Origin of the sequence: Paraburkholderia sp. BR10937 (assembly GCF_040965695.1) — a bacterium.
Taxonomy (GTDB): Bacteria; Pseudomonadota; Gammaproteobacteria; order Burkholderiales; family Burkholderiaceae; genus Paraburkholderia.
This window is the reverse complement of the sequence record NZ_JBFRCL010000075.1, coordinates 13,178-39,011: the sequence shown is the minus strand read 5'-3', so window position 1 is coordinate 39,011 and position 25,834 is coordinate 13,178. Positions and strand designations below refer to the sequence as shown.

Sequence of the window (25,834 nt, the reverse complement as noted above, 5' to 3'; positions counted from 1 at the left end):
CGCCTTGCGAGCACCACGACCTGGTGGTTGCGATACGCGCCTGCATCGCCGTGGGCGAGGGTGTCGCTCGCCGGCAGGTACTTCGCATCGAACCGGTCGCGCGAGACGACCCAGCGATCGCCGGTCGAACCGGTGATGATCGCGTCGCCGGGCGCATAGCGGTTCGGGCCTTCGAGGCTCATCAGCTCGCCGGCTTCGGTTGCGAACTCGACGCTCACGGTCTCGTCCTTGACGACGCGCTGTGCGGCGGGGTCGACACGCAGGTCGAGTTGGGTCAGTTCAATCATGGCGGCAGCAGCGGACGGCTTCACAAAAAACGGCTTTCAAAGAAGCGACGGCCGGGCAGTTTCGCCCGGCCGTCGCGCGGTCCGCAAGGGTACCCTGGATCGGGCCGTCGCGCACGCATGGGAGCGCGACCCGATTCGCGGGTGCGCCTTACTCCGTCTTACTGCGCGGCCGGCGTGCTGGCCGCTTCGGAGTCGCTGGCTGCGGCGCCTGCGGACGGCTTCGCCTTGCCCTTGTGCTTCGGATGCCCCGGCTTGCCCGACGGGCCGTACTCATTGCCGTGGCGGAAGGCCTGATCGGCGAGCTTCTTCTGTTCCGGCGAGAGGCTGGTGTAGAGCGGCTCGAATGCCGAGACGAGCTTCTGCATGTCGTCCGCGTGCGCCTGGGCGATCTGCGCGTACTGCTTCATGTCGTCGAGCGCGTTGCGCGAGCTTTCGCTCTCCGCACGCTGCTTGAAGAGATTCGACATGGTCTCGCCGTTGCTGCGCATGGTGTCGGCGAACGTCTTCCATTGCGGCTCTTGCTCGGGCGTGATCTTGAGCTGCGTATGCAGCCACGTGATGCGCTCCTCGACGCGCTGCTGATGCTGTGCGGCGCGCACGTCGGCGCTCGACGCGGCCGCGGCGGTTGCCGACGCGGCCGGCGCGGCGCTTTGCGCGAACGCACCGCTCATCGAGAGCGAGGCGGCAAGGATGACGAAAGCTTTCTTCATTGTGACTCCTTGAATCATTTCGTAGCGGGTAGCATGGCCAGAATGGCTGCAGGCGTTATTAGTACCACGTTCTCGCTTCGCGACGCCCCGGCTGCGACACTTGCTTACAAACGAAACGCGTGGAAATACCCGTCGCGCATGGCTTGCGTGACGCGGGCGCCGCCCGGCGTGCTCACCCGCGCGCGATAATGACGCCGTTCAGACTTCCCATCCAGACCGCCCCCCGATGAGACCTCCGCGCCTCGATCAACTCGACGACCTCGACCGCAGCCTCGTCGCGCTGCTGCAGGAAAACGCGCGCGAAAGCGTCGCGAATCTCGCACGGCGCCTGGGCGTCGCGCGCACCACGGTGCTGGCGCGCATCGAGCGGCTCGAACGCACCCAGGTGATCGCGGGCTACGGCGTGCGCCTCGGCCAGGACGTGCTCGATGCGAGTCTGCAGGCGTGGGTCGGGCTCATCATCGCGCCACGCCATGGGCCCGATGTGCAAAAGCGCCTCGGCAAGATGCCCGAAGTGCAGTTGCTGTGCGCGGTGAGCGGCGAGTACGACTACGTGGCGTGGCTGCGCGCCGATTCGCCCGACCGCCTCAACGACCTGCTCGACCAGATTGGCGGCATACCCGGCGTGGAGCGCACGACCACGTCGATCGTGCTCGCGCGCAAGGTCGATCGCGGCTCGGTGACGGGCTGAATCGAGGGCTGAGCCGCGGGTCGAAACGTGGGGCGGACGGCGAGGTATTCGCCATCGAAAATGAACGGTTTCGTCATTTCGACGAAACCGTTCGTCATAATGCCGAAAATCGCGGTCGAAACGCATCGTTTTGCGTCTATGAACCGTATTTGTCTCTCCCTAGACTGTGTTTGAGCGGGCGCTGCCCATCCCCAAGCATAGAAAACCAAAGGAGATGACCCATGAAAGTTGCGATTGCAGGCGCCGGTCTGATCGGCCACACCATTGCCCACATGCTGCGCGAGAGCGGCGACTACGAAGTCGCGGCGTTCGACCGCGATGCGAAGGCGCTCGAGCCGCTTGCGGCGCAGGGCATCCCCACCGCGCGTGTCGATTCCGGCGACGCGGCCGCGCTGCGCGGCGCGCTGGAAGGCTACGACGTGCTGATCAACGCGCTGCCGTATTATCTCGCGGTGAACGTCGCGTCGGCGGCGAAGGGCGCGGGCGTCCATTACTTCGACCTGACCGAGGACGTGCGCGCGACCCACGCGATCCGCGCGCTGGCCGACGGCGCCGATCATGTCTTCATGCCGCAATGCGGTCTCGCGCCCGGCTTCATCGGCATTGCGGCGCATGCACTCGCGAGCCGCTTCACCGAGATCCGCGACGTCAAGATGCGCGTGGGCGCGCTGCCGCAGTTCCCCACCAACGCGCTCAAGTACAACCTCACGTGGAGCGTGGACGGTCTCATCAACGAGTATTGCCAGCCGTGCGAGGCGATCCGCGAAGGCCGCACGCAGTGGGTGCAGCCGCTCGAAGGTCTCGAGCATTTCTCGCTCGACGGCGTGGAGTACGAGGCCTTCAACACCTCGGGCGGCCTGGGCACGCTCTGCGAGACGCTTTCCGGCAAGGTCGAGTCGCTCGACTACAAGTCGGTGCGCTATCCGGGTCATCGCGCGCTCATGCAGTTCCTGCTCGAAGACCTGCGCCTTTCCAGCGACCGCGACACGCTCAAGTCCATCATGCGCCGCTCGGTGCCCGCCACGGAGCAGGACGTCGTGCTCATCTTCATGACGGTGACCGGCATGCGCGACGGCAAGCTCGTGCAGGAAGTGTTCACGCGCAAGATCTTCGCGAAGACGGTATGCGGCGTGCCCATGAGCGCGATCCAGATCACCACCGCCGGCGCCATGTGCGCGGTGCTCGACCTGTTCCGCGAAAAGCGTCTGCCGCAAGCCGGGTTCGTGCGTCAGGAGCAGGTGTCGCTCCAGCAGTTCCTCGCGAACCGCTTCGGTCAGGTGTACGAAGGCGCGACGCTCGACAGCCGCGCGAAGGTGGCGGCCTGAAGTCTCAGGTCGATGCCGTTGCCGACACGATGCGCTCAAGCAAGGCGTCGTAGTCGGCCGCGGCGGGCGCGCTGTTGTCGAAGAGCAGCAGGCCGTCGAGCTGCGCACCCGTCGGCATGAAGCGCCGCTGCCGGTATTCGGCCCAGTGAGCGAGTTTGTACGCGTCGATCGGATGGGCGCGCGCGACGATGCGCGCGTGCGCCGTTTCCTCGCTCGTATGCACCCACACCACGGTGAGCCCCACCTCCTGACCGACGCCGAGCCACGCGCGGTCGAACAGCTTGCGCTCGCGCACTTCGCGCGATAGCGGGCCGACCACGAGCGCGCTCACGCCAAGCTCGAGGTTTTCGCGGGCGGTGTCGATGAGCCCCCGGTACTCGGCTTCGCGAAAATGCTGCAGGAAGAGCGGGCTGTCGCGATCGTTCGGGTCGTGCGTGAGCGCGCCCATTGCGGCGGCGCTATAGCTGCCGTAAAGCGTGTCCTTGTCGAGCAGGCAGAACGGCTCGCCGGTCTCGCGGGCGAGCGGCGCGAACAGGCGTTTGGCGAGCGAGGTCTTGCCGGCGCCGGCGTGGCCGCAGAAGAACACCAGTCTCGTCACGGGCGGCGTGCCTCGCCATGTGGCGTGCCGGCGTCTGCCGAAGGGGCGCTATCCGGGCCGGTCTGCTCGGGTCCGTGTCCGTTCAGGAATTTGCCGTTGGCCTCGAGCCACATCACGTTGATGATGCCAAAGCCGAGCGCAACGCCGATGCCGAGGATCCACGAGAAGTACCACATGGCCGTTGCCTCCTCTTGATGCCGGTTGCGAGCGCTGCCGCGCAGTCCCCAAAGCATATAACAACGATGATCGGTCTGGCGCCCATACGGATATGATGGGCGCGAACCAGGAGCCAGAGGTCAGAAGAGGGGAAAGCGCCCATGCCGCCTTTGCCGTCGCGCAGATCGATCGCGAGTCTCGCCGCCGTCACGGTGGTCGCCGCGCTCGCACTCGTCGGTTGTGCCGAGGAGCAGCCGCAGCCCATGCCGTTCAAGCCCGTGCCGGCCGAACGCATCCTGAAGACTGGCTACACCGGGCCGGGCGAGGGCCTCGTGGCCGTGGACGTGCGCCGCGAGCGCACCCGCAACGTCATCGTCAAATTCCGCGACGCGCCCGTCTACATCGACGGCGAGCCCGTGACCGACCTCATGGACGGCGAGCACGTCACGTTCTACCTCACGCCGGGCGTGCACCGCATCGCCGTGACGACCCAGTTCGATCCCGTGATCGAATTGCGCTTTCTCGTGGATCCGCGCTACACCAACCGCGCGAGCGTCACCTTCGACAAGGATGACCGCATCGGCATCCGCCGCGTGGCGCAGTAACCTCCCAGTTTGCCGCCGCCGTTGCACGGCGGGCACGGGCAGTGCTCTCAGGCCCAGTCAGGTCCCGTCAGGCGGGCGCGCGCCGCTCGGGCACCCCGTCCAGACGCCGTCGGTCGACGGAACACCTTACACTTGGCAACCGGTGCAACTCGAAGCGGCGCGGGCGCGACCCGCCGCGCGGAAGAAAAGGAACATGCTAATCAATTGCGTCGCGTATCAAGGCGGCAAGAAACTGGCCGACGTCACAGTCGAAGCCATCAGCGACTATCTGGCGAAGCCCGAGTGCTTCGTCTGGGTCGCGCTCAAGGATCCCGACGCCGGAGAAATGGCGGCGATGAAGGAGGAGTTCGGCCTGCATGCGCTCGCCATCGAAGACGTGATGAACGGCAACCAGCGGCCGAAGATCGAGGAATACGGCGACACGCTCTTTTGCGTGCTCCACACGCTCGAACTCGACGACGACGGCGAAGTCATCACAGGCCAGGTGAACGTCTTCGCCGGCCCCAATTTCGTGCTCTCGGTGCGCCACCGCGCGCAGCAGGGTTTCACCGACGTGCGCGCGCGCTGCGAGCGCGAGTCCGAATTGCTGCGCGAAGGCTCCGGGTTCGTGCTCTACGCGCTGATGGACAGCGTGGTCGACCGCTACGCGCCCGTGCTCGAAACGCTCTCCAGCGAGATCGAGGAACTGGAGGACCGCATCTTCGACAAACACGACCTCGCGGGCTCGCGCGCGATCATCGAGGATCTCTATTCGCTCAAGCGCCGTCTCGTGATCCTCGCGCATCACGTCACGCCGCTCGTGGATGCCGTCGGCAAGCTCGTGGGCGGGCGCATTCCGCAGATCTGCGTGGGCATGCAGGCGTACTACCGCGACGTGTACGACCATCTCGTGCGCGTGTCCAACATGATCGACGCACGCCGCGAAATGATCGTCACGGCGATCCAGGTGAACCTCGGCATGATCTCGCTCGCGGAGAACGAGGTGACCAAGCGGCTCGGTTCCTTCGCCGCGCTGTTTGCCGTGCCGACGATGATCGCGGGTATCTACGGCATGAACTTCGAGCATATTCCGGAGCTGCATTTCAGGTTTGGCTACCAGATCTGCCTTGCCGCCATGCTCGTGCTCGATATCTTCCTGTTTTTCCTGTTTCGTCGTATTAACTGGCTCTAATGCGGGGCGGGTGTTGTTGCGTCGCCGCATGGCCGGCAGCGACGCCAGTGACAGAGCGAAGTTGACATCGTTCAGCGCCTGCGCCGAGAATGGGCCGGCAGAAAACGTTTGCGCATAACCAGAAAGCAGGGCCCAGCCGGGCCCGACAAACCGGAGACTTCCAGACATGAACTCCCGCATTCGCCGCCGCATCCTTCTCGCCGCCAGCGCGCTCGCCACGACCGCCGTAACAGGCGCCTTGCCGCTCGCGGCCCGCGCACAGGCGCCTCACAAGCCGAAGGTCGCGCTCGTCATGAAGTCGCTCGCCAACGAGTTCTTCCTCACCATGGAGACCGGCGCGAAGGACTATCAGAAGCACAACGCCGACCAGTTCGATCTCATCACCAACGGCATCAAGAACGAGACCGACACGGCCGCGCAAATCCAGATCGTCGAGCAGATGATCGTCTCGAAGGTCGACGCCATCGTGCTCGCGCCCGCCGACTCCAAGGCGCTCGTGCCCGTCGTGAAGAAGGCGGTGGACGCGGGCATCATCGTCGTGAACATCGACAACAAGCTCGACGCCGACGTGCTCAAGTCCAAGGACCTGAACGTGCCGTTCGTCGGCCCGGACAACCGCAAGGGCGCCCGCCTCGTGGGCGACTACCTGGCCAGGCGCCTGAAGTCGGGCGACCCGGTGGGCATCGTCGAGGGCGTGTCCACCACGACCAATGCGCAGCAGCGCACCGCGGGCTTCAAGGACGCGATGGACGCCGTGGGCGCGAAGATCGTCTCGACGCAGTCGGGCGAATGGGAGATCGACAAGGGCAACGCCGTCGCCTCGGCCATGCTCAATGAATACCCGGACATCAAGGCGCTCCTGTGCGGCAACGACAACATGGCGATCGGCGCCGTGTCGGCCGTGCGCGCGGCGGGCAAGCAGGGCAAGGTGTACGTGGTCGGCTACGACAACATCGCCGCCATCAAGCCCATGCTCAAGGACGGCCGCGTGCTCGCCACCGCCGACCAGTTCGCGGCGAAACAGGCCGTATTCGGCATCGACACGGCCCTGAAGGCGCTCAAGGAGCACAAGAAGCAGTCGGAGCTGTCGGGCATCGTCGAAACGCCCGTGGTGCTCGTCACGAAGTAAGCGCTGCCGGCAGGCGCCACGCCGTGGCGCGGCGGTATTTGCGTGCGCAACGCAATAAACGCTCAAGAATCTCGCCGCGCAGCCGTTATTTGTACCGGGATGGCCGCATGGGCGGCCGTCTTCCGCTGGGCGGCGTATCGCTGCCCGGCGCGCCGTTCGAGGCGCGCTCTACCGGAGCGTGCGGCGGCGGTGCGGACCCGCAGTATCCGGGCGGCGCGACTCACCGGTTGAACCCGGCGGCGCGGCTCGCGACTACAGGATCGTGATGGATGCAAATGTCCCCGACGTAGCGTCACCTGCGCCCGCCGTGCTTACGGTGACGGGCGTCGGCAAGACCTACGAGCAGCCGGTGCTCGCCGACGTCAGCCTCGCGCTGCACGCCGGCGAAGTGCTTGCGCTCACGGGGGAAAACGGCGCCGGCAAGAGCACGCTCTCGAAGATCGTGAGCGGCCTCACGGCGCCGAGCGCGGGCAGCATGACGCTGATGGGCCAGCCCTACGCCCCGGCGAGCCGCCGCGAAGCCGAGGCGCTCGGCGTGCGCATGGTCATGCAGGAGCTGAACCTGCTGCCCACGCTAAGCGTTGCGGAGAACCTGTTTCTGGACCGCCTGCCGCAGTCGGGGCCGCTGCGGTTCGGCTGGATCGATCGCAGGCGGCTGCGTGAAGACGCGCGGGCCGCGATGGCGCAGGTCGGGCTCGAGGCGATCGACCCCGACACGCCGGTCGGGGAGCTGGGTATCGGGCATCAGCAGCTCGTGGAGATCGCGCGCAACCTGATCGGCAGTGCTGCCGGTCCCGGTGGCGCCGATGGCGGCGACATGCGCGTGCTGATCCTCGACGAGCCGACGGCCATGCTCACGGCCCGCGAGGTCGAGCTGCTGTTCGAGCAGGTCGCGCGGCTGAAGGCGCGCGGCGTGGCGATCGTCTACATCTCGCACCGGCTCGAAGAACTCGAGCGCATCGCGCAGCGCGTCGCGGTGCTGCGCGACGGCAAGCTCGTGCGGGTGGATGCCATGGCCAACCTCACGCCCGAGCGCATCGTCGCGCTGATGGTGGGACGCGAGCTTGGCGAGCGCATCGATCTGGGGCAGCGGCGCATCGGCGCGCCGCTCCTGAAGGTGGACGGACTTACGCGCGCGAAGGCCGTGCGCGACGTGTCGTTCGAGGTGCGCGCCGGCGAGATTTTCGGCGTGTCGGGGCTGATCGGCGCGGGCAGGACGGAGCTGATGCGGCTCATCTACGGCGCCGACCGCATGGAGCGCGGCACGGTGGCGCTGGCGCCCACGCCGGGCGCGGCGCCGCAGCCGGTGCAGGTCGCCTCGCCCGCCGACGCGGTTCGGCTTGGCATCGCGCTCATCACCGAGGACCGCAAGGGCGAAGGGCTGCTGTTGCCGCAGCCGCTCGCCGCGAACGTGACGCTCGGCAACGTGGGCGCGGTCTCGCGCTATGGCGTGGTGGACGCGGCGCGCGAGACCACGCTGGCGCGCACGCAGATCGACGCACTGCGAATCCGCGCGTCCGGACCCGCGCAGCCGGTGGGCGAGCTGTCGGGCGGCAACCAGCAGAAGGTGGTGATCGGCCGCTGGCTCGCGCGCGACATTACGCAGTCGATGCGCGTCGTGCTGTTCGACGAGCCCACGCGCGGAATCGACGTCGGGGCGAAGTTCGACATCTACGCGCTCATGGGCGCGCTCGCGCGCGAGGGCCGGGCGCTCGTGGTGGTATCGAGCGACCTGCGCGAGCTGATGCTGATCTGCGACCGCATCGGCGTGATGTCGGCGGGGAAGATGACGGCCATCTACGGTCGCGACGAGTGGAGCCAGGACAAGCTGCTGGCCGCCGCCTTCGCGGGGCTGCGCGCCGAGGATGCGCTGGTCGCGAACGCGTGCGATTTGCCGGAGATGGGCGAGGTGCCGCCACACGTGGAAACGCGCAAGCCACAGGAACGCAACGACGACCCACGAGGGAGCGCTTCATGACGAACGACCCGTTGCGCGGGCAACCGTCGCCGCAGGGCGACGAAAGCGGTGGGCGAACCAGTTCGACCAAAATCGCGACGGCGTCGGCGCCGCATGCGATGCAGGCGAGCGGCAAGCCCGTGGGAACGCGCTTTGGCTTTTCGAACTATCTGGGCCTCGCGCTCGCGCTGATCGCGATGGTCGTGTTGTTCTCGCTGCTGAGTTCACACTTCCTCACTTACGATACGTTCAGCACGATCGCGAACCAGATTCCCGATCTCGTGGTGATGGCCGTGGGCATGACCTTCGTGCTGATCATCGCGGGCATCGATCTTTCGGTGGGCTCGGTGCTCGCGCTCGGCGCTTCGGTGGTGAGCGTGGCGTCGCTCAAGTGGGGCTGGGGCGCGCTGCCGGCGGCGCTGCTCGGCCTCGTCGCCGCGGCGGCCACGGGCACGCTCACCGGCGCGGTGACAGTGGGCTGGCGCATCCCGTCGTTCATCGTTTCGCTCGGCGTGCTCGAAGCGGCGCGCGGGCTGGCGTACCAGATGACGAATTCGCGCACGGCGTATATCGGCGACGCGTTCGACTTTCTCTCGAACCCGATCGCATTCGGCATTTCACCGGCGTTCCTGATCGCGGTGGCGGTGATGGTGATCGCACAGCTCACGCTGACGCGCACGGTGTTCGGACGGTATCTGATTGGTATCGGTACCAACGAGGAAGCGGTACGCCTGGCGGGCGTCGATCCGCGGCCGTACAAGGTGATCGTCTTCGCGCTGATGGGCGCGTTTTCGGGGCTCGCGGCGCTGTTCCAGATTTCGCGCCTCGAAGCCGCCGATCCGAACGCGGGCGTGGGGCTGGAATTGCAGGTGATCGCGGCCGTGGTGATCGGCGGCACGAGCCTGATGGGCGGGCGCGGCTCGGTCATCAGCACGTTCTTCGGCGTGCTGATCATCTCGGTGCTGGCCGCGGGGCTCGCGCAGATCGGCGCGAACGAGCCCACCAAGCGCATCATCACCGGCGCGGTGATCGTCGTGGCGGTCGTGCTCGACACGTACCGCAGCAGGCGAAGTCGTAGAGGCAGCAGGGCATAACAATTTTTCGAGGGCGCGGTCCGCAATGCAGCGCGGGCCGGCGGAAATGACCGGGGAAGCGACGCCAGACCAAACCAACAACGGGCGCGCAGAGAGCCGGCAGCAACAGGGCAGCAAAAAAGCAGGAGCAACATAAATATGGCGACGATCAAGGATGTGGCCGCCGTGGCGGGGGTATCTTTCACGACGGTGTCGCATGTGGTGAACAATTCGCGTCCGGTGTCGGCGGACGTGCGGGCCAAGGTCGAGCGTGCGATCCGCGACCTGAACTACGTGCCGTCGGCGGTGGCGCGCTCGCTCAAGGCGCGTGCCACGGCGACCGTGGGTCTGCTCGTGCCGAACGGCACCAACCCGTATTTCGCGGAGCTTGCGCGCGGCGTCGAGGACGCCTGCGCGCGCAAGGGCTACTGCGTGTTCTTCTGCAACTCCGACGACGACCCGGCCAAGCAGCGCAGCTACCTGCGCGTGCTGCAGGAAAAGCGCATCGACGGCCTCATCGTCGCCTCGGCCGGCGACGACGCCGTGTTGGCCTCGACGCTTGCCGATGCGCGCGAGCCGATCGTCGTCATCGACCGCAACATCGAGGGGCTCGACGCCGATCTCGTGCAGATCGACCACGAGCGCGGCGCCTGGCTCGCCACGCGGCATCTGCTCGAACTCGGGCACTCGCGCATTGGCTGCATCACCGGGCCGGTCACGACCGCGGTGAGCGCGATGCGCATGCACGGCTTCCTGCGCGCCATGTCCGAGCGGGGCGTGGAGATCGCGCCGGGGGCGATCGTCGAAAGCGACTTTTCCGGGGCGGGCGGTTATCGCGCCGCGGCGCAACTGTTCGACAGCGTGCGGCCGACCGCGATCTTCGCCGGCAACGACATGATGGGCATCGGCGCCTTGCGCGCGGCCGCCGAACGCGGCTTGCGCGTGCCCGGCGACTGCTCGATCATCGGCTTCGACGATATCGAGCTCGGCAACTTCACCTGGCCCGCGCTCTCGACGGTCGGCCAGCCGGCGCGTGCGCTCGGCGACATGGCGGCACTCACGCTGATCGAGCGCATCGCGAACGCGCGCGAGGAAGGCGCGAGGGCGCGACGCCGCGTCATGCCGCCGACGCTCTTTGCGCGTGAATCGACGGGGCCCTGGGTCGGCGCCGAGGAATACGCGCCGCTTGCGGCCTGAGGCAGGGTGGCGTAGCGAAGGCGCAAGCCATCGAGGAGGCATCGTGACGACTGACGCAGCCAAGCCGATTGACGCGCGCGCTCGCGTGGCCGTGGTCGGTAGTCTGAACATGGATCTCGTCGCGCGTGCGCCGCGCTTGCCGGCACCCGGCGAAACGCTCGCGGGCCATGCGTTTGCGCAGGTGGCCGGCGGCAAGGGCGGCAACCAGGCGGTGGCCGCGGCGCGCCTGGGCGCCCAGGTGGCGATGGTTGGCCGGGTCGGCGCCGACAGCAACGGCGAGGTATTGCGCGCGGGGCTGATGGCAGAAGGGATCGACTGCGGCGCGCTCGAAACGTCGCCGGGGGCGCCGACCGGTGTGGCGCTGATCGTCGTCGACGACGCGAGCCAGAATGCCATCGTCATCGTGGCCGGCAGCAACGGCGAGCTCACACCCGAAACGATCGCACGCCACGAGGCAGCGCTCGCGCAAGCCGACGTCGTGGTCTGCCAGCTCGAGACGCCCACCGACGCCGTGGCGGCCGCGCTCGCCGCCGCACGGCGGCTCGGCAAGATCACCATCCTCAATCCGGCGCCTGCCACCGGGCCGCTGCCCGCGCCGTGGCTCCCGCTGATCGACTATCTCGTACCGAACGAACTGGAGGCCGCCGCGCTCACCGGTTTGTCCGCTAGCACGCCCGAAGAGGCGGCGCGCGCGGCGTTGGCGCTGCGTGAAGCGGGCGCACGCAACGTGCTGGTGACGCTCGGGGCGCAGGGCGTATGCGCGCTGCTCGACGGCGCCGCGGCCGTCCATCTGCCCGCGCCACGCGTCAATGCGGTGGACACGACGGCGGCCGGCGACACCTTCATCGGCGGACTGGCCGCGCGCCTGGCCGCCGGCGCGCCTGTGCTCGAAGCCATCGCGTTCGCATTGCGTGCGGCGTCGGTTTCCGTCACGCGCGAGGGCGCTCAACCGTCCATTCCCACGCTCGCCGAACTCGCGGGCTGAGCGTATCTGCACGTCTTGCCGCCATATAAGCCATGGCCGGCCGCGGCGCGGCTTATTCGCGCCGCGTATGAATGTATTCGCCAATACTTCATACCATATACACATTTCAAGACCATGAAAACTGTGCCGTAAACGCCTGTTAGAACGACAACTCGATGTCGGGCGCTGGGCCCGACCACACCACAAGCGTTGGGGGAGTCATGGGCAAGGGCATCAGTATCAAGGCGCGCATCGGCATCACAATGGGCTTTCTGGCGGCGTTGATCGTCGCGATCAGTGCGGTCGGACTGCTGGGGCTCACGCGTTCGAACGACGCGTATCGCGAGACCTTCACCGACCAGATGCCGAGTTCGCACGCGGTCAACCTGGCCGAGATCTACGCGGCGCGCGAGCGTCTTGCGCTCGACCGGGCCGCCTTCGAACTGGGTACATCCGACGCCGCCGCGACGATCGACCGTGCACATATGTTGCGTGGCGTGTCGGACGACTTCTGGAAAAAGTACATGGCCTTGCCGCATGGCGGCGAGGAGGCGCGACTTGCTCAGGACGTCGCGGCCCGGCGCGATACCCTGCACCAGATCGCGGACCAGTTCATGACGACCGTCCAGTCGGGCGACCAGGCGAAGGTCGTGGCGGGTGCCAAGGCGCTCAAAGAGGCCTACGACGGGCTCTCGAAGGCCGACGCCGTGCTCGACAAATTCCAGATGACGCAAGCGCAGCAGGGCTTCGACGACGCCCAGGCCGCATTCTCGCAACTGCGCATCGCCTGCATCGCGGCGTTGCTCGTGGGCATCGGCGCGGCCGCCTATTCGTTCTTCTCGCTGCGCCGCGCCATTGCCGAGCCGCTGGGCGAAGCGCTCGGCGCTTTCCATGCGATCGCCGCCGGCGATCTGCGCCGCCCGGTGGTCGTGCGCCGCAACGACGAGATGGGCGAACTGCTGGGCGGCGTCGCGCAGATGCAGCGCAGCCTCACCGAAACGGTGCGCTCGGTGCGCTCGGGCACGGAATCGATCGCCACGGCCACGCGCGAGATCGCCGCGGGCAACCTCGACCTCTCGTCGCGTACCGAAGAACAGGCTTCGGCGCTCCAGCAGACCGCCTCGAGCATGGAACAGCTCACCGGCACCGTGAAGCAGAACGCCGACAACGCCCGCCAGGCCAGCGCGCTCGCCGCCAACGCCTCGGAAATCGCCAACAAGGGCAGCTCGGTCGTCAATCAGGTGGTCGGCACGATGGGCGACATCAACGACAGCTCCGCGAAGATCGCCGACATCATCACGATCATCGAGGGCATCGCGTTCCAGACCAACATCCTCGCGCTCAATGCGGCCGTCGAAGCGGCGCGCGCGGGCGAGGAAGGGCGCGGCTTCGCCGTGGTGGCGGGCGAGGTGCGCAGCCTCGCGCAGCGCTCGTCGGCGGCGGCCAAGGAGATCAAGGGGCTCATCGATACCTCGGTCGAGCGCGTGCAAGCAGGTTCGGCGCTGGTCGACGAGGCGGGCCGCACGATGACCGGGATCATCGCCGCGGTGCAGCGCGTGACCGACATCATGGGCGAGATCGCGGCGGCTTCGCAGGAGCAGTCGGGCGGCATCGACCAGGTCGCGCGCGCGGTCACGCAGATGGATGAGGTGACCCAGCAGAACGCGGCGCTCGTCGAGGAGGCCGCCGCCGCGGCGCAATCGCTCGAGGACCAGGCGGGGCGCCTGCGCGAGGCCGTCGCGGTATTCAACCTGGATGACGCCGCGGGACGGGCTGCGCCGGTGCAGCCCGTGCGGGCAGCCGCCAGGACGGCTGCCGTCCCCCGGGCTGTCACACGCCCGGCAGCAGCCGGCGGGGCTGCTGCGCCCGCGGCCAGGCGCGCGCCGCGCAACGCTGCAGCCGCTCCCGCCGCCGCCCAGCCGGCCGCACGGCCCGCCGCGGCCCCAAGCGTGCCGGTGAGCGCCGTGGCGTCGGGCGCCGGTTCGAGCGGCGACTGGGAAACCTTCTGAGATTCCTCTGACCCGCCGCGCGGACCATCCGCGCGCGAGTGCCAGCCGCTGCGCCGCAGCGGCTTTTTTTACGCCTTTGACCCCGTTGTGCGGCCCCGCCGTGCGCCATACGAGCGCCGTTACGGTACATTGTCAGCCGTGTCATCTGCGCGGCCCGGTCGGCGCGCTACACTGCGGCGCCCAGCGGTGCCCGCGAGCGGCATGGCGTCGTGCTGGACGGTTCAGCCCGCGCCGATGCCCGAGCGCGGCCCGTACGGGGCGGCGCCGCAAGGGGCAGGACCCGCGCCGCAGGGGCAAGGGAGGGCGCACCGCGCCACGCAGGACGGATTGCGCCGGCATCGAGCGTCGGCGCCGCATGACAGCACAAACAAGGAACCCGACATGACGCATGACGATCTCGCGCAACGCCTCGTGAATGCGCGCCGGCATCATCATCTGATCGAAACGCTGGAACCGGAGCGCGTGCCGCCGGACGCGGCCACGGCTTACGCGATCCAGCAGGCGGTGCTCGCCGGGCTCGAAACGACCACGGGCGGCTGGAAGGTGGGCGCGCGCGCCCCGGGCGGCCCCGCCTCGGGTGCGCCGATCCCGGCGCCGCTCGTGCACGCCTCGCCGGCGCGCTTCGAGCGCCGCCAGTTCTTCCGCGTGCTCGTGGAACTGGAGATCGCCTTTCGTTTTTCGGAACCGATCGTCCCGCGCGCCGAAGCCTATGCGCGCGACGAGGTGCTCGCGCGCGTCGGCCAGATCCTGCCGGCCATCGAGATCGTCGATAGCCGTTTCGCGCAGTGGCCCAACGTCGCGCCGCTCGCCCAGCTCGCCGATGCACAGAACAATGGCGCGCTCGTGACCGGTCATGCGCTGCCGTACCCGGCGCTTGCCCGCGTGCTCGATTTCGTCGCGCCGGAGCTCGAACTGACGTTTGACGGCGCCTCGCTCGTGCCGGAGGCGCCGGGCAACCCCGCTGGCGACCCGCGCGAACTGCTGGTCTGGTTCGTCAATCATTGCGCCGCAATGGGCATCACGATCGAGCCCGAATGGACCATTACGACCGGCACTTATGTCGGTGCGCACCGCATCGATACACCGGGCCTCCTGCACGGCCACATCGACGGGCTAGGGGAAGTCGAAGTCGAGTTCGTCTAGGTCGCCCGGGGGGCGCATCAGGTAACTGTCGCACCTGTCATATTTGCTCTCACGAACGGCCGCCGTGCGCATTGCGCGGCGGCTTTATTTTTTTGTGCGCGCTATGTGGCTCATGGGTGTAAACCTGGCAACCTGTCACGGGTGTCATCTTCATCACGCGTCGTTTGATCGGAGCGGGAAAACCACTACTGCCGACAGGGCCGGTCAGCGTCGGTTGGCATTCGCGCGAGAATGCGCGGCAGGTCACCGACGATGGCGAAATCGACGCGTAAAACGGGAAAAAAATCGCATTGACGCGTGCTCACAACATTGGCGTGGCAGTGCGCAATGCGAGCGCGCTCTGCGGGCTCGCGAACAAATCGTAACGAATGGGTGTGCACCGGCGCTGCACTGGTGCGTTGGATGAAGAGGCGCTGCGTATGCCGTAGCGCCGGACAGGCCGGATGACAAGGCGAAAAGCCGGTCGAACACCAGGTAAAAAGCGGCTTGCTGCGAATGCCCGGCCCGACGTAATTGGCCAACACGCAGGCACAGCATTTGGGAAGGAGCGTGACCCCGGTCTGAAATTTGCACCAGTGGGGAAGATCATTGTAAGTCGTTGTCTGGCGCCCTCCAAGCGCTCAATAATGCTTAGCTTTAGAGGGCACATCAGGCGCGATTTAACGGTGCGAAAAATTTCAAAAGGGTTTAGGATGAATTTGAACGATGTCGTTTCCGAATAGCGCGCCGCGCACGACATCGGTCGCAGATCTCGGCGAGGAGGTAGCATGGATATCTACAGCAGCTTCGCGACCCGCTTCGAAAAAACGCGAGAGGAGGAGTTCTCGCTCGAGGAGTATCTCGCGCTCTGCAAGGAAGATCCCAATGCGTACGCCACGGCTGGCGAACGCATGCTGACGGCAATCGGCGAACCCGAACAGATCGACACCCGCAACGATCCGCGTCTGTCGCGCATCTTTGCGAACAAGGTCATCAAGGTGTATCCCGCATTCCGCGAGTTCTATGGCATGGAAGACGTGATCGAGCAGGTCGTCGCGTATTTCCGCCATGCGGCGCAAGGACTCGAAGAGAAGAAGCAGATTCTCTATCTGCTCGGTCCGGTGGGCGGCGGCAAGTCCTCCATCGCCGAGCGTCTGAAGCAGCTCATGGAGCGCGTGCCGTTCTACTCGATCAAGGGCTCGCCCGTGAACGAGTCTCCGCTCGGGCTGTTCGACTACGACGAAGACGGTCCGATACTCGAAGAGCAATACGGCATCCCGCGCCGTTACCTGCGCAGCATCCTGAGCCCGTGGGCGGTGAAGCGCCTGCACGAGTACAACGGCGACATCCGCAAGTTCCGCGTGGTGCGCCGCTTCCCCTCCATCCTGCGCCAGATCGGCATCGCGAAGACCGAGCCTGGCGACGAGAACAATCAGGACATCTCGTCGCTCGTCGGCAAGGTGGACATCCGCAAGCTCGAGCAATACGCCCAGGACGACGCCGACGCATACAGCTACTCGGGCGGCCTGTGTCTCGCGAATCAGGGCCTGCTCGAATTCGTCGAAATGTTCAAGGCGCCGATCAAGGTGCTGCACCCGCTGCTCACGGCCACCCAGGAAGGCAACTTCAAGGGCACCGAAGGATTCGGAGCGATCCCGTTCAACGGCATCATCCTCGCGCACTCGAACGAGTCGGAGTGGAAGGCGTTCCGCAACAACCGCAACAACGAGGCACTGCTCGATCGTATCTTCGTGGTGAAGGTGCCGTACTGCCTGCGCTACTCGGAAGAAATGAAGATCTACGAGAAGCTGTTGCGCAATTCGTCGCTGGCCGAGGCCGTGTGCGCCCCGGGCACGCTGAAGATGATGGCGCAGATGTCGGTGCTCACGCGCCTGCAGGAGCCGGAGAACTCCAGCCTCTTCTCGAAGATGCAGGTGTACGACGGCGAAAACCTCAAGGACACCGATCCAAAAGCGAAGTCGTACCAGGAGTATCGCGACTTCGCCGGCGTCGACGAAGGGATGAACGGGGTTTCGACGCGCTTCGCGTTCAAGATTCTCTCGCGCGTGTTCAACTTCGACTCGACCGAAGTGGCCGCGAATCCGGTGCATCTCATGTATGTGCTCGAACAGCAGATCGAGCGCGAGCAGTTCCCGCCGGAAACCGAGCAGAAGTATCTGTCGTTCGTGAAGGACGTGCTGGCCTCGCGTTACGCGGAGTTCATCGGCAAGGAGATCCAGACCGCCTACCTCGAGTCGTATTCCGAATACGGGCAGAACATCTTCGACCGCTATGTCACCTACGCCGACTTCTGGATTCAGGACCAGGAGTTCCGCGATCACGATACCGGCGAAAGCTTCGATCGCGCGGCGTTGAATGCCGAGCTCGAGAAGATCGAGAAGCCCGCGGGCATCAGCAATCCGAAGGACTTCCGCAACGAGATCGTGAACTTCGTGCTGCGCGCGCGTGCGGCCAATGCCGGCAAGAACCCGGCCTGGATCAGCTACGAGAAGCTGCGCGTGGTGATCGAAAAGAAAATGTTTTCGAACACGGAAGAACTTTTGCCGGTCATCTCGTTCAATGCGAAAGGATCGGCGGAAGAGCAGCGCAAGCACGAAGACTTCGTCAACCGGATGGTGGCGAAGGGCTATACGCCGAAGCAGGTCCGGTTGCTCTGCGACTGGTATCTGCGGGTGCGCAAGTCGTCGTGAACGAAGAGGCTTTACCGTCCGGGCGCGCTGCCGCAGCTTTGCGGCGGCGCCAGCGGACCCCCGGCGGGGCGCAGCCGGCGTGGCCATGAGCGGGTGAACGCGGCACGCACGATGGCAGACGCGGCAATGAACACTGCGCACCTCGCCCATTCGAAACTGGAGCGGGAGACTGGATGTGCTTCATCAAATCATCGACCGCAGGCTAGCCGGAAAGAACAAGAGCATTGCTAACCGCGAGCGCTTTTTGCGCCGCGTGAAGAACTATATTCGTCACGCCGTTTCGGAAGCGGTGCGTGACCGCAGCATCAGGGACATACAGAGCAACCAGAGCATCACCATTCCGCGCAAGGACATAGCGGAGCCGTCGTTCCGGCACGGCCCCGGCGGCAAGCGCGAAATGGTTCACCCAGGCAACGAGGACTACATTCGCGGCGACCGCATTCCGCGCCCACAGGGCGGCGGGGGCGGCGGCGGCAGCCAGGCGAGCAACGAGGGCGAAGGTCAGGACGACTTCGTGTTCGAACTCTCCCGCGAAGAATTCATGCAGTACTTCTTCGACGACCTCGAACTGCCGCGCCTCGTCAAAACCCATCTCATGGCCGTACCTACGTGGAAGAGCATCCGCGCGGGCTGGGCGGCCGAAGGCACGCCGAACAACATCGACGTCGTGAGATCGCTGCGCAGCGCGCTCGGCCGTCGCATCGCGCTCGGTGCGCCGCTCGTCAACGAACTGCACGAACTCGAGGAGCAGCTCGAAGCGCTCAAGGCCGACCCGGCCGACCGGCGCGAAGAGATCGCGCTGCTCGAAGAGCAGATTCATCATTTGCGCGGGCGCATCTGGCGCATTCCGTTCATCGACCCGTTCGATCTGCGTTACGTGAATCGCGTGAAGCAGCCGCAACCGTCGAGCCAGGCCGTGATGTTCTGCCTGATGGACGTGTCGGGCTCGATGGACGAGCAGCGCAAGGACTTGTCCAAGCGCTTCTTCATCCTGCTGTACCTGTTCCTCAAGCGCAATTACGAAAAGATCGAGGTGGTCTTCATTCGCCACCACACGCGCGCCGAGGAAGTGGACGAGGACACCTTCTTTCATTCCACCGAAAGCGGCGGCACGGTCGTGTCGAGCGCGCTGGAGCTGATGAAAAAAGTGATCGAGGACCGTTATTCGCCAAGCGACTGGAACATCTACGGCGCACAGGCTTCGGACGGCGACAATTGGACTGACGATTCGCCCAAATGCCGCAAGATTCTCGCGGATGACATACTGCCGCAGGTGCGCTATTTTGCGTATATTCAGGTGACGCCGGAGGAGCAGAACCTCTGGCTCGAATACGCGCAGCTCGCACTCACCGAACCGCATCTGGCGATGAAGAAAGTCGACACCGCGGCGGACATCTACCCGGTGTTCCGGGAGCTTTTCGAAAAGCAGGTGGAGCACTCATGACGACACGCCACCTGCACAATGAGGCGCGCGGCTACCAGCCGGAGCGCCGGAAGACGAGCGGCCACGAAAAAGGGCATCATGGCGAACACGGTGACGAGCGCAAGCCCGATCACCACGAAGACGCCGAAGCGCCCGGACATGCCGCCGGGGCTGCTCGCCACAAGGAGCATGGGCTCGCCCAGCAAAGGGAAGTGCAAATGAACGTAGCCGACAAACGGCCGTTGCCGTGCCCCTCCGACTGGACCTTCGAACTCATCGAGGAGTACGACACACATATCTCGCATGTTGCAGAGCAATACGAACTGGATGTCTATCCGATCCAGCTCGAACTGATCAGCGCCGAGCAGATGATGGACGCCTATGCGTCCGTCGGCATGCCGGTGAACTATCGCCACTGGTCGTTCGGCAAGCACTTTCTCTCCACCGAAAAGAGCTATCGCCGCGGCCAGATGGGTCTCGCCTACGAGATCGTCATCAACTCCAACCCCTGCATCGCGTATCTCATGGAAGAGAACACCATGACGATGCAGGCGCTCGTGATCGCGCACGCCGCGTACGGGCACAACTCGTTCTTCAAGGGCAACTATCTGTTCCGCCTCTGGACGGACGCGCACGCGATCATCGATTACCTCGTCTATGCGAAGAATTACATCGCCGAATGCGAGGAACGCTATGGTCTCGACCGCGTGGAAGAGTTGCTCGACTCGTGCCACGCACTCATGAATTACGGCGTGGACCGCTACAAACGTCCGCAAAAGCTGTCGCTCGAACGCGAGGCCGCATTGCGCCGGGAACGCGAGGCTTACCTGCAGTCGCAGGTCAATGAGCTATGGCGCACGCTGCCGAAGCAGCAAATGCCCGTTGCCGAGGAGATCGACGAGCGCTTTCCGCCGGAGCCGCAGGAAAACCTGCTGTATTTCGCCGAAAAGAACTCGCCGCTGCTCGAGCCGTGGGAGCGCGAAGTCATCCGTATCGTGCGCAAGATCGGGCAATACTTCTACCCGCAGCGGCAAACCCAGGTCATGAACGAAGGCTGGGCCACGTTCTGGCATTACACGCTGCTCAACACGCTTTATACGCAGGGCAAGCTCGAAGACGGCTTCATGATGGAGTTCCTGCATTCGCACAGCAACGTGATCTATCAGCCGCCGGTGACGAAGCCGTATTACAGCGGCATCAATCCGTATGCGCTCGGCTTTTCGATGATGAGCGACATACGCCGCATCTGCGAGAACCCCACGGAGGAGGACCGCAAGTGGTTCCCCGAACTGGCCGGCAGTCCGTGGCTCAAGGCGTTGCACTACGCCATGCGCAACTTCAAGGATGAGAGCTTCGTGGCGCAATACCTGTCGCCGCATCTGATCCGCGAAATGCGCCTCTTCTCGGTGCTCGACGACGACATGCGCGACGCCCTCGAAGTCTCGGCCATCCACGACGAAAGCGGCTACCAGTACGTGCGCCAGGCGCTCTCGCGTCAGTACGACATGCATCACCGCGAGCCGAATATCCAGGTGTGGTCGGTGAACACGCGCGGCGATCGCAGTCTCACGCTGCGTCACTTCATGAGCGACAATCGTCATCTTTCGGGCGATACCGACGAAGTGCTGCGCCACATGGCGCGCCTCTGGCAATTCGACGTGTTCCTCGAAAGCGTGGACGAGAACGGCACGGTCCGAAAACGCTACGAATGCCGTTATGTGCCGCCGCCGATTCGCGTATAGCCATCGCGCCGCGAAACGCGGTTGAGCGTATCCGTCATGAGGCCAGCCTGCAGGCTGGCCTCTTTCATTGATGCGTGTGCAACGACGCTGCAATCGAACACGTACCGGAACGCCCATGCGCGCTAACATACTGCGCCAGTGAACCTGCAGCTAAAAAAACATCGCACGCAGAGGCGGATTTCGAAAGGATGGCGTAATGGCGTTTGAACTGTTTCGCGGCGTGCGGCCGCTGTCTCGCGCGTCCGTCTTGCGCGATGCGCTCGCCGGCGTGCAGCTTGCCTCGATGAACGTGCCGCAACTGCTTGGCTATGCGCGCATCGCGGGCATGCCTGCCGTAACCGGTCTGTACACGGGCTTTCTGCCGCTCGTTGCGTTCGCACTCTTTGGCGCGTCGCGTCATCTCGTGGTCGCCGCCGATTCCGCCACGGCCACCATTTTCGCGAGCCGTCTCACGACCATGGCGGCGCCGTCGAGCGCAGAGTACGTCGCGCTCGCGGGCATGACCGCCCTGCTCACGGCCGTGATGTTGTTGATCGCACGCCTGTTTCGGCTCGGCTTTCTCGCGGACTTTCTCTCGCGCACCGTCCTCGCCGGTTTTCTCACGGGCGTGGGCGTGCAGGTGGGCGTGGCGATGCTCGGCGACATGCTTGGCATGACTGTCGATTCACGCCGCACGGTCCTGCAGATCAAGCAGATCGTCACGCAGTCGGGCACGATACATTGGCCAACACTTGCCATCGCCGTGGTCGTCGTGGCCGCGATTCTGGTCTTCAAGAAGCTCCGGCCGCGCTGGCCGGTGCCGCTCGTCGCCGTGGTGGGGAGCATCGCCGCGAGCGCCATGCTGAACTTCGCGGGCCACGGCATTTCGGTGATCGGCCCGGTGCAGGGCGGCTTGCCGCGCCTGAGCTTTCCCGCGGTGGGCTGGTTCCAGATGATCGATCTGCTGCAGGTGGCGGCGTCGTGCTTCGTCATCATCGTCGCCCAGAGCGCCGCCACGAGCCGCGCGTTTGCCGAGCGCTACGGCGAGCGCACCGACGAGGACACCAATCTCCTCGGCCTCGCGGCAGCCAATGCGGCGGCTTCGATGAGCGGCGCGTTCGTCGTGAACGGCAGCCTCACGCAGACCGCCATGGCCGATCAGGCCGGCGCGCGCAGCCAGTTCGCGCAGCTCGTGTTCGCGGGCGTCGTGCTCGTGGTGCTGTTGTTCTTCAGCCGCCTGCTGCAATACCTGCCGCATTGCGTGCTGGCCGCGATCGTCTTCACGATTGCCGTGGGGCTCGTCAACATTCGCCAGCTGATCGACATTCGCCGCGAAAGTCCCGGCGAATTCCGGCTCGCGGTGACGACGGCGCTCGCCGTCGTCGTGATCGGCGTGGAGAACGGTATCCTCATCGCAATCGGCCTGTCGTTGCTGCGCCACGTGCGCCATAGCTACCGGCCGCACACCATGGTGCTTGTGCCGAACGAGGAGGGGCACTGGCTGCCCGAACCCGCGCAAGCGGGCCAGCTCACGGCGCCGGGGCTGATCGTCTATCGGTTCGGTGCTGACCTGTTCTATGCGAACGATCACTTGTTCGTCGACGAACTGCGCATGTTGATCGATCGCGCGCCGTCACCCGTGCACTGCGTGGTCGTGGATGCGGGGGCGATCACCGATCTCGATTATTCCGCGGGGCGCGCCGTGATCGACCTCTGCGCGGAACTCGCGGAGCGCGGAGTAAAGGTGATTTTCGGGCGCGTGAACTGCTATCTGCTTGCGGACATGGATCGGCACGGCATCACGGCCGTGCTGGGCCGTGCGAATATCTTCCCGACCCTGCACGAAGCGCTCGCGGCGGTGCGTCCCGAGCTGGAGTCGCGCTCGGATGCGTGACGCCTGTGTAACCATGCTACAAGCCAAAAGGCCATGTAGTGCGGAAAACGTGTGAAGAAGCTACATAAAAACGTACAGAAAAACCCCGATTGCCCGCCGGAATTCGCCGCTGCTATTGTGCGCCTCAAGCGCTGTGGAAGCGCTTCCACTTCAACCCGATCCGGCCACCCAGAACCCCGGTGACTTCCGCGCAGGAGGCTTCGTGACTCAGGACACCGCATTGCCGCATTCCGCCGCCGCAGTTGCCGACGATCCGTTCACTCCGCCCGCCAGTTCCGCACTGTGGCGCAGCGACTTCCTACTGGGCGCGGCCACGGCTTCGTATCAGATCGAAGGCGCGATTCACGAGGACGGCCGCCTGCCGTCGATCTGGGACACCTTCAGCGCCACGCCGGGCAAGGTGCTCGCGGGCGACACGGGCGCCGTGGCCTGCGACCACTATCACCGTTGGGAAGCCGATCTCGACCTGCTCGAGAGCCTGAACTTCGAGGCCTATCGCTTTTCGATCGCGTGGCCGCGCGTGATGGACGAGAAGGGCCGGCCCAATGCCAAAGGCATCGCCTTCTACAAGCGCTTGCTGGAGCGCCTGCGGGAGAAGGGCGTACGCACCTTTGCCACGCTCTACCACTGGGACCTGCCGCAGCATCTCGAAGATCGCGGCGGCTGGCTCAATCGCGACACCGCTTATCGCTTCGCCGACTACGCGGACCTCATGAGCCGCGAACTGTCCGGCCTCGTCGACGCATGGATGACGCTCAACGAGCCGTGGTGCTCGGCGTACCTCGGCTACGGCAACGGTCATCACGCACCGGGCCTCGCAAACGGCCGCTACGCCACCCAGGCCATGCATCATCTGCTGCTCGGGCACGGCCTCGCCACCGGCGTGCTGCGTGCGAACGATCCGGGCTCGACCAAGGGCATCGTAGCCAACGTGGGGCGCGGCACGCCCGACTCGTCGTCGCCGGAAGATGTGCGCGCCGCGCGCCGCTTCGAAGTGCAGCACAACGCGTGGATTCTCGATCCGCTGCTCAAGGGCGCGTATCCCGCAGAACTCTTCGAGCTGTGGCCGGGCACCGAGCCGCTCGTGCTCGAAGGCGACATGAAGACGATCTCGGCACCGCTCGATTTTCTCGGCATCAACTACTATTTCCGCACCAACGTGAAGAGCGACGGTGCGCACGGCTTCGTCGAAGTGCCGCTGAAGGACGTCGAGCGCACGCAGATGGGGTGGGAGGTTCACCCCGACGGTCTGCGCGACCTGCTGATCGGCTTCGGCCGCACCTACGAGAACCTGCCGCCGATCTATATCACCGAGAACGGCATGGCTTCGGACGACCGCGTGAGCGACGGCGAGGTCAACGACACGCAGCGCATCTCGTTCCTCAAGCGCCATCTCGCCGCGGTGGACGCCGCGATCAAGGCTGGCGTGGATGTACGCGGCTATTTCGTCTGGTCGCTGCTCGACAACTTCGAATGGGCGTTCGGCTATGAGCGGCGCTTTGGCGTCGTGCATGTCGATTACGACACGCAGGTTCGCACGCCCAAGCGCAGCGCGGAACTCATCGCGCATTTCATCGCGCAGCGGCGCGCGCTCGACGGCGCTTGATGGCACATCGAGGGCGCTTGACAGGGTTACCGAGCAAGGGCAACAACTAGCATGACAACCACGGCAGGGCATGCGACGCTCGGGCATGCCGTACGACGCGCCGTGGCCGACGAAACTTCCAACCCAAAAGCTTTTGCAGACCAACCCGGAGCAACCGGAGCCCTGCATGGGCCCGACGCCGGTGCCGAAAGCACTGACGCCAGGCGACAGCTGAAGCGCCAACTCCGGATCGACAGGAGACGCAATGAAGCACAACGCACCCGTTCTGCGCGGCATCGTCGCCGCTCTCGCGCTGGCCGGCGCGCTCGCGGCGCACGCCGCGGAGCCGCTCAAGGCCAACGTGATTCACTGGTGGACGTCGGGCGGCGAGTCGGCCGCGATCAAGCAGTTCGCGCTTGCCTACGATCAGGCGGGTGGCAAGTGGGTGGACAACGCGATCGCCGGTGGGGACCAGGCGCGCGCGACGGCAATCAACCGCATCGTGGGCGGCGATCCGCCCACCGCTGCGCAGTTCAATACGTCCAAGCAGTTTCACGATCTCATCGACCAGGGACTCCTGGACAATGTCGATGCGGTCGCAACGAAAGAGAACTGGAGCGGCATCTTCCCTGAATCGATTCTCACGGCGATCAAGGTCAAAGGGCACTACTATGCCGCGCCCGTGAACATCCACATGCAGGACTGGTTCTTCTATTCGAAGCCCGCGTTCGCCAAGGCCGGGATCAAGAGCGAACCGCAGAATTTCGACCAACTCTTCGCCGATCTCGACAAGCTCAAGTCGGCTGGGCTGATTCCCCTCGCGCTGGGTGGCCAGGCATGGCAGGAGAAGATCACGTTCGACGCCATCTTCGCCGACATGGACCGCGATCTCTACATGAAGGTGTACCGCGACCGCGACGCGAACGCCGTGAATTCGCCCGCGTTCCGCAACGTGCTCACGACCTTCAAGCGGCTGCATAATTACGTGGATCCGGGCTCGCCGGGCCGCAACTGGAACGACGCCACGGCGCTCGTGATTTCCGGCAAGGCGGGCATGCAGATCATGGGCGACTGGGCCAAGGGCGAGTTTTCGGCCGCGAACCAGGTGGCGGGCAAGGACTTCGGATGCTTCCCCGGTTTCCCGAAGTCGCCGTACATGATCGCCGGCGACGTGTTCGTATTCCCGAAAACCGACAACCCCGAGCAGGTCAAGGCGCAGCAGCTGCTCGCCACGGTGATGACGTCGCCTGCCGCGCAAGTCGCGTTCAACCAGAAGAAGGGCTCGATTCCGATTCGCCCCGACGTGGACACCTCGGGCTTCGACGTCTGCGCGAAGGAGGGCATGACGATCATGAAGGACAAGTCGCGGCAACTGCCGAATCCGGAAATGCTGATTCCGCCTGATGTCCAGGGCGCGCTCCAGGACGTCATCACGAACTTCTGGAACAAGAACCAGTCGGCCGAGGACGCGCAGAAGGCCTTCGCTACGGCAATCCAGAGCTGAGC

At 65.4% G+C, this 25,834-nt stretch carries 22 protein-coding genes; 18 read left to right on the top strand and 4 right to left on the bottom strand.

The genetic code is table 11. The features are described 5' to 3' along the window. Together AB4Y44_RS37680 and AB4Y44_RS37675 are read right to left on the bottom strand one after the other, a co-directional pair. Positions 1–287, bottom strand: a 287-nt coding sequence (locus AB4Y44_RS37680) for a PGDYG domain-containing protein (protein WP_368702346.1), incomplete at its 3' end; no start/stop codon positions are given. Positions 288–445: 158 nt separating this feature from the next. Further along, positions 446–997 (bottom strand): Spy/CpxP family protein refolding chaperone, encoded by a 552-nt coding sequence (locus tag AB4Y44_RS37675; protein ID WP_342921299.1) that lies wholly within the window; start codon positions 995–997, stop codon positions 446–448. A 226-nt stretch (positions 998–1,223) separates the two neighbouring features. Here AB4Y44_RS37675 and AB4Y44_RS37670 point away from each other — a divergent pair, with 226 nt between their 5' ends. Together AB4Y44_RS37670 and AB4Y44_RS37665 are read left to right on the top strand one after the other, a co-directional pair. Next, positions 1,224–1,688 (top strand): Lrp/AsnC family transcriptional regulator, encoded by a 465-nt coding sequence (locus tag AB4Y44_RS37670; RefSeq protein WP_042265707.1) that lies wholly within the window; start codon positions 1,224–1,226, stop codon positions 1,686–1,688. 221 nt (positions 1,689–1,909) lie between these two features. Then, positions 1,910–3,013, top strand: a complete 1,104-nt coding sequence (locus AB4Y44_RS37665; RefSeq protein WP_342921298.1) for a saccharopine dehydrogenase C-terminal domain-containing protein — start codon at positions 1,910–1,912, stop codon at positions 3,011–3,013. A gap of 4 nt (positions 3,014–3,017) precedes the next feature. Here AB4Y44_RS37665 and AB4Y44_RS37660 read toward each other — a convergent pair whose 3' ends face one another. After that, the gene (locus AB4Y44_RS37660) at positions 3,018–3,611 is read right to left on the bottom strand and encodes an AAA family ATPase (RefSeq protein WP_368702345.1); all 594 of its coding nucleotides are present in this window, start codon (positions 3,609–3,611) and stop codon (positions 3,018–3,020) included. Continuing rightward, complete coding sequence (gene cydX, locus AB4Y44_RS37655; protein ID WP_342921296.1) at positions 3,608–3,787, bottom strand: cytochrome bd-I oxidase subunit CydX; 180 nt, start codon at positions 3,785–3,787, stop codon at positions 3,608–3,610. The genes AB4Y44_RS37660 and cydX overlap by 4 nt, the downstream gene beginning before the upstream one ends. Positions 3,788–3,928: 141 nt before the next feature. Here cydX and AB4Y44_RS37650 point away from each other — a divergent pair, with 141 nt between their 5' ends. From AB4Y44_RS37650 to AB4Y44_RS37575, 16 genes are all read left to right on the top strand, one after another. Further along, positions 3,929–4,372 carry a hypothetical protein gene (locus AB4Y44_RS37650; protein ID WP_368702344.1) on the top strand — a complete coding sequence of 148 codons (444 nt, stop codon included), beginning with the start codon at positions 3,929–3,931 and terminating at the stop codon, positions 4,370–4,372. Positions 4,373–4,565: 193 nt separating this feature from the next. Next, positions 4,566–5,543: a magnesium/cobalt transporter CorA gene (corA, locus tag AB4Y44_RS37645; protein ID WP_368702343.1), complete on the top strand. Its 978-nt coding sequence runs from the start codon at positions 4,566–4,568 to the stop codon at positions 5,541–5,543. Positions 5,544–5,709: 166 nt separating this feature from the next. Continuing rightward, positions 5,710–6,672 carry a sugar ABC transporter substrate-binding protein gene (locus tag AB4Y44_RS37640; protein WP_368702342.1) on the top strand — a complete coding sequence of 321 codons (963 nt, stop codon included), beginning with the start codon at positions 5,710–5,712 and terminating at the stop codon, positions 6,670–6,672. Between the two features lie 107 nt (positions 6,673–6,779). Then, positions 6,780–6,938, top strand: a complete 159-nt coding sequence (locus AB4Y44_RS37635; protein WP_342921292.1) for a hypothetical protein — start codon at positions 6,780–6,782, stop codon at positions 6,936–6,938. Beyond that, a complete protein-coding gene (locus AB4Y44_RS37630) occupies positions 6,938–8,650 on the top strand; it encodes a sugar ABC transporter ATP-binding protein (RefSeq protein WP_368702341.1) in 1,713 nt (570 codons plus the stop codon). Before AB4Y44_RS37635 ends, AB4Y44_RS37630 begins: the two co-directional genes overlap by 1 nt. Further along, positions 8,647–9,723, top strand: coding sequence for an ABC transporter permease (locus AB4Y44_RS37625; RefSeq protein WP_342921290.1), 1,077 nt, complete (start codon positions 8,647–8,649; stop codon positions 9,721–9,723). The genes AB4Y44_RS37630 and AB4Y44_RS37625 overlap by 4 nt, the downstream gene beginning before the upstream one ends. Before the next feature lie 138 nt (positions 9,724–9,861). Then, a complete protein-coding gene (locus AB4Y44_RS37620; RefSeq protein ID WP_368702340.1) occupies positions 9,862–10,899 on the top strand; it encodes a LacI family DNA-binding transcriptional regulator in 1,038 nt (345 codons plus the stop codon). 43 nt (positions 10,900–10,942) lie between these two features. Beyond that, a complete protein-coding gene (gene rbsK, locus AB4Y44_RS37615; RefSeq protein WP_368702339.1) occupies positions 10,943–11,884 on the top strand; it encodes a ribokinase in 942 nt (313 codons plus the stop codon). 200 nt (positions 11,885–12,084) lie between these two features. Further along, positions 12,085–13,872 carry a methyl-accepting chemotaxis protein gene (locus tag AB4Y44_RS37610; RefSeq protein ID WP_368702338.1) on the top strand — a complete coding sequence of 596 codons (1,788 nt, stop codon included), beginning with the start codon at positions 12,085–12,087 and terminating at the stop codon, positions 13,870–13,872. A gap of 381 nt (positions 13,873–14,253) precedes the next feature. Then, positions 14,254–15,015 (top strand): 2-keto-4-pentenoate hydratase, encoded by a 762-nt coding sequence (locus AB4Y44_RS37605; RefSeq protein ID WP_368702337.1) that lies wholly within the window; start codon positions 14,254–14,256, stop codon positions 15,013–15,015. 767 nt (positions 15,016–15,782) lie between these two features. After that, positions 15,783–17,705, top strand: a complete 1,923-nt coding sequence (locus tag AB4Y44_RS37600; protein WP_069265701.1) for a PrkA family serine protein kinase — start codon at positions 15,783–15,785, stop codon at positions 17,703–17,705. A 175-nt stretch (positions 17,706–17,880) separates the two neighbouring features. Further along, positions 17,881–19,149, top strand: a complete 1,269-nt coding sequence (locus AB4Y44_RS37595) for a YeaH/YhbH family protein (RefSeq protein WP_342921284.1) — start codon at positions 17,881–17,883, stop codon at positions 19,147–19,149. Beyond that, positions 19,146–20,870, top strand: a complete 1,725-nt coding sequence (locus AB4Y44_RS37590; protein WP_368702336.1) for a SpoVR family protein — start codon at positions 19,146–19,148, stop codon at positions 20,868–20,870. The genes AB4Y44_RS37595 and AB4Y44_RS37590 overlap by 4 nt, the downstream gene beginning before the upstream one ends. A 196-nt stretch (positions 20,871–21,066) precedes the next feature. After that, positions 21,067–22,743, top strand: coding sequence for a SulP family inorganic anion transporter (locus tag AB4Y44_RS37585; RefSeq protein WP_368702335.1), 1,677 nt, complete (start codon positions 21,067–21,069; stop codon positions 22,741–22,743). Positions 22,744–22,945: 202 nt separating this feature from the next. Then, positions 22,946–24,349: a GH1 family beta-glucosidase gene (locus AB4Y44_RS37580; RefSeq protein WP_342921281.1), complete on the top strand. Its 1,404-nt coding sequence runs from the start codon at positions 22,946–22,948 to the stop codon at positions 24,347–24,349. A gap of 244 nt (positions 24,350–24,593) precedes the next feature. Beyond that, entirely contained in the window at positions 24,594–25,832 is a 1,239-nt protein-coding gene (locus tag AB4Y44_RS37575) for an ABC transporter substrate-binding protein (RefSeq protein WP_368702334.1), read from the top strand. Positions 25,833–25,834: the final 2 nt, after the last annotated feature.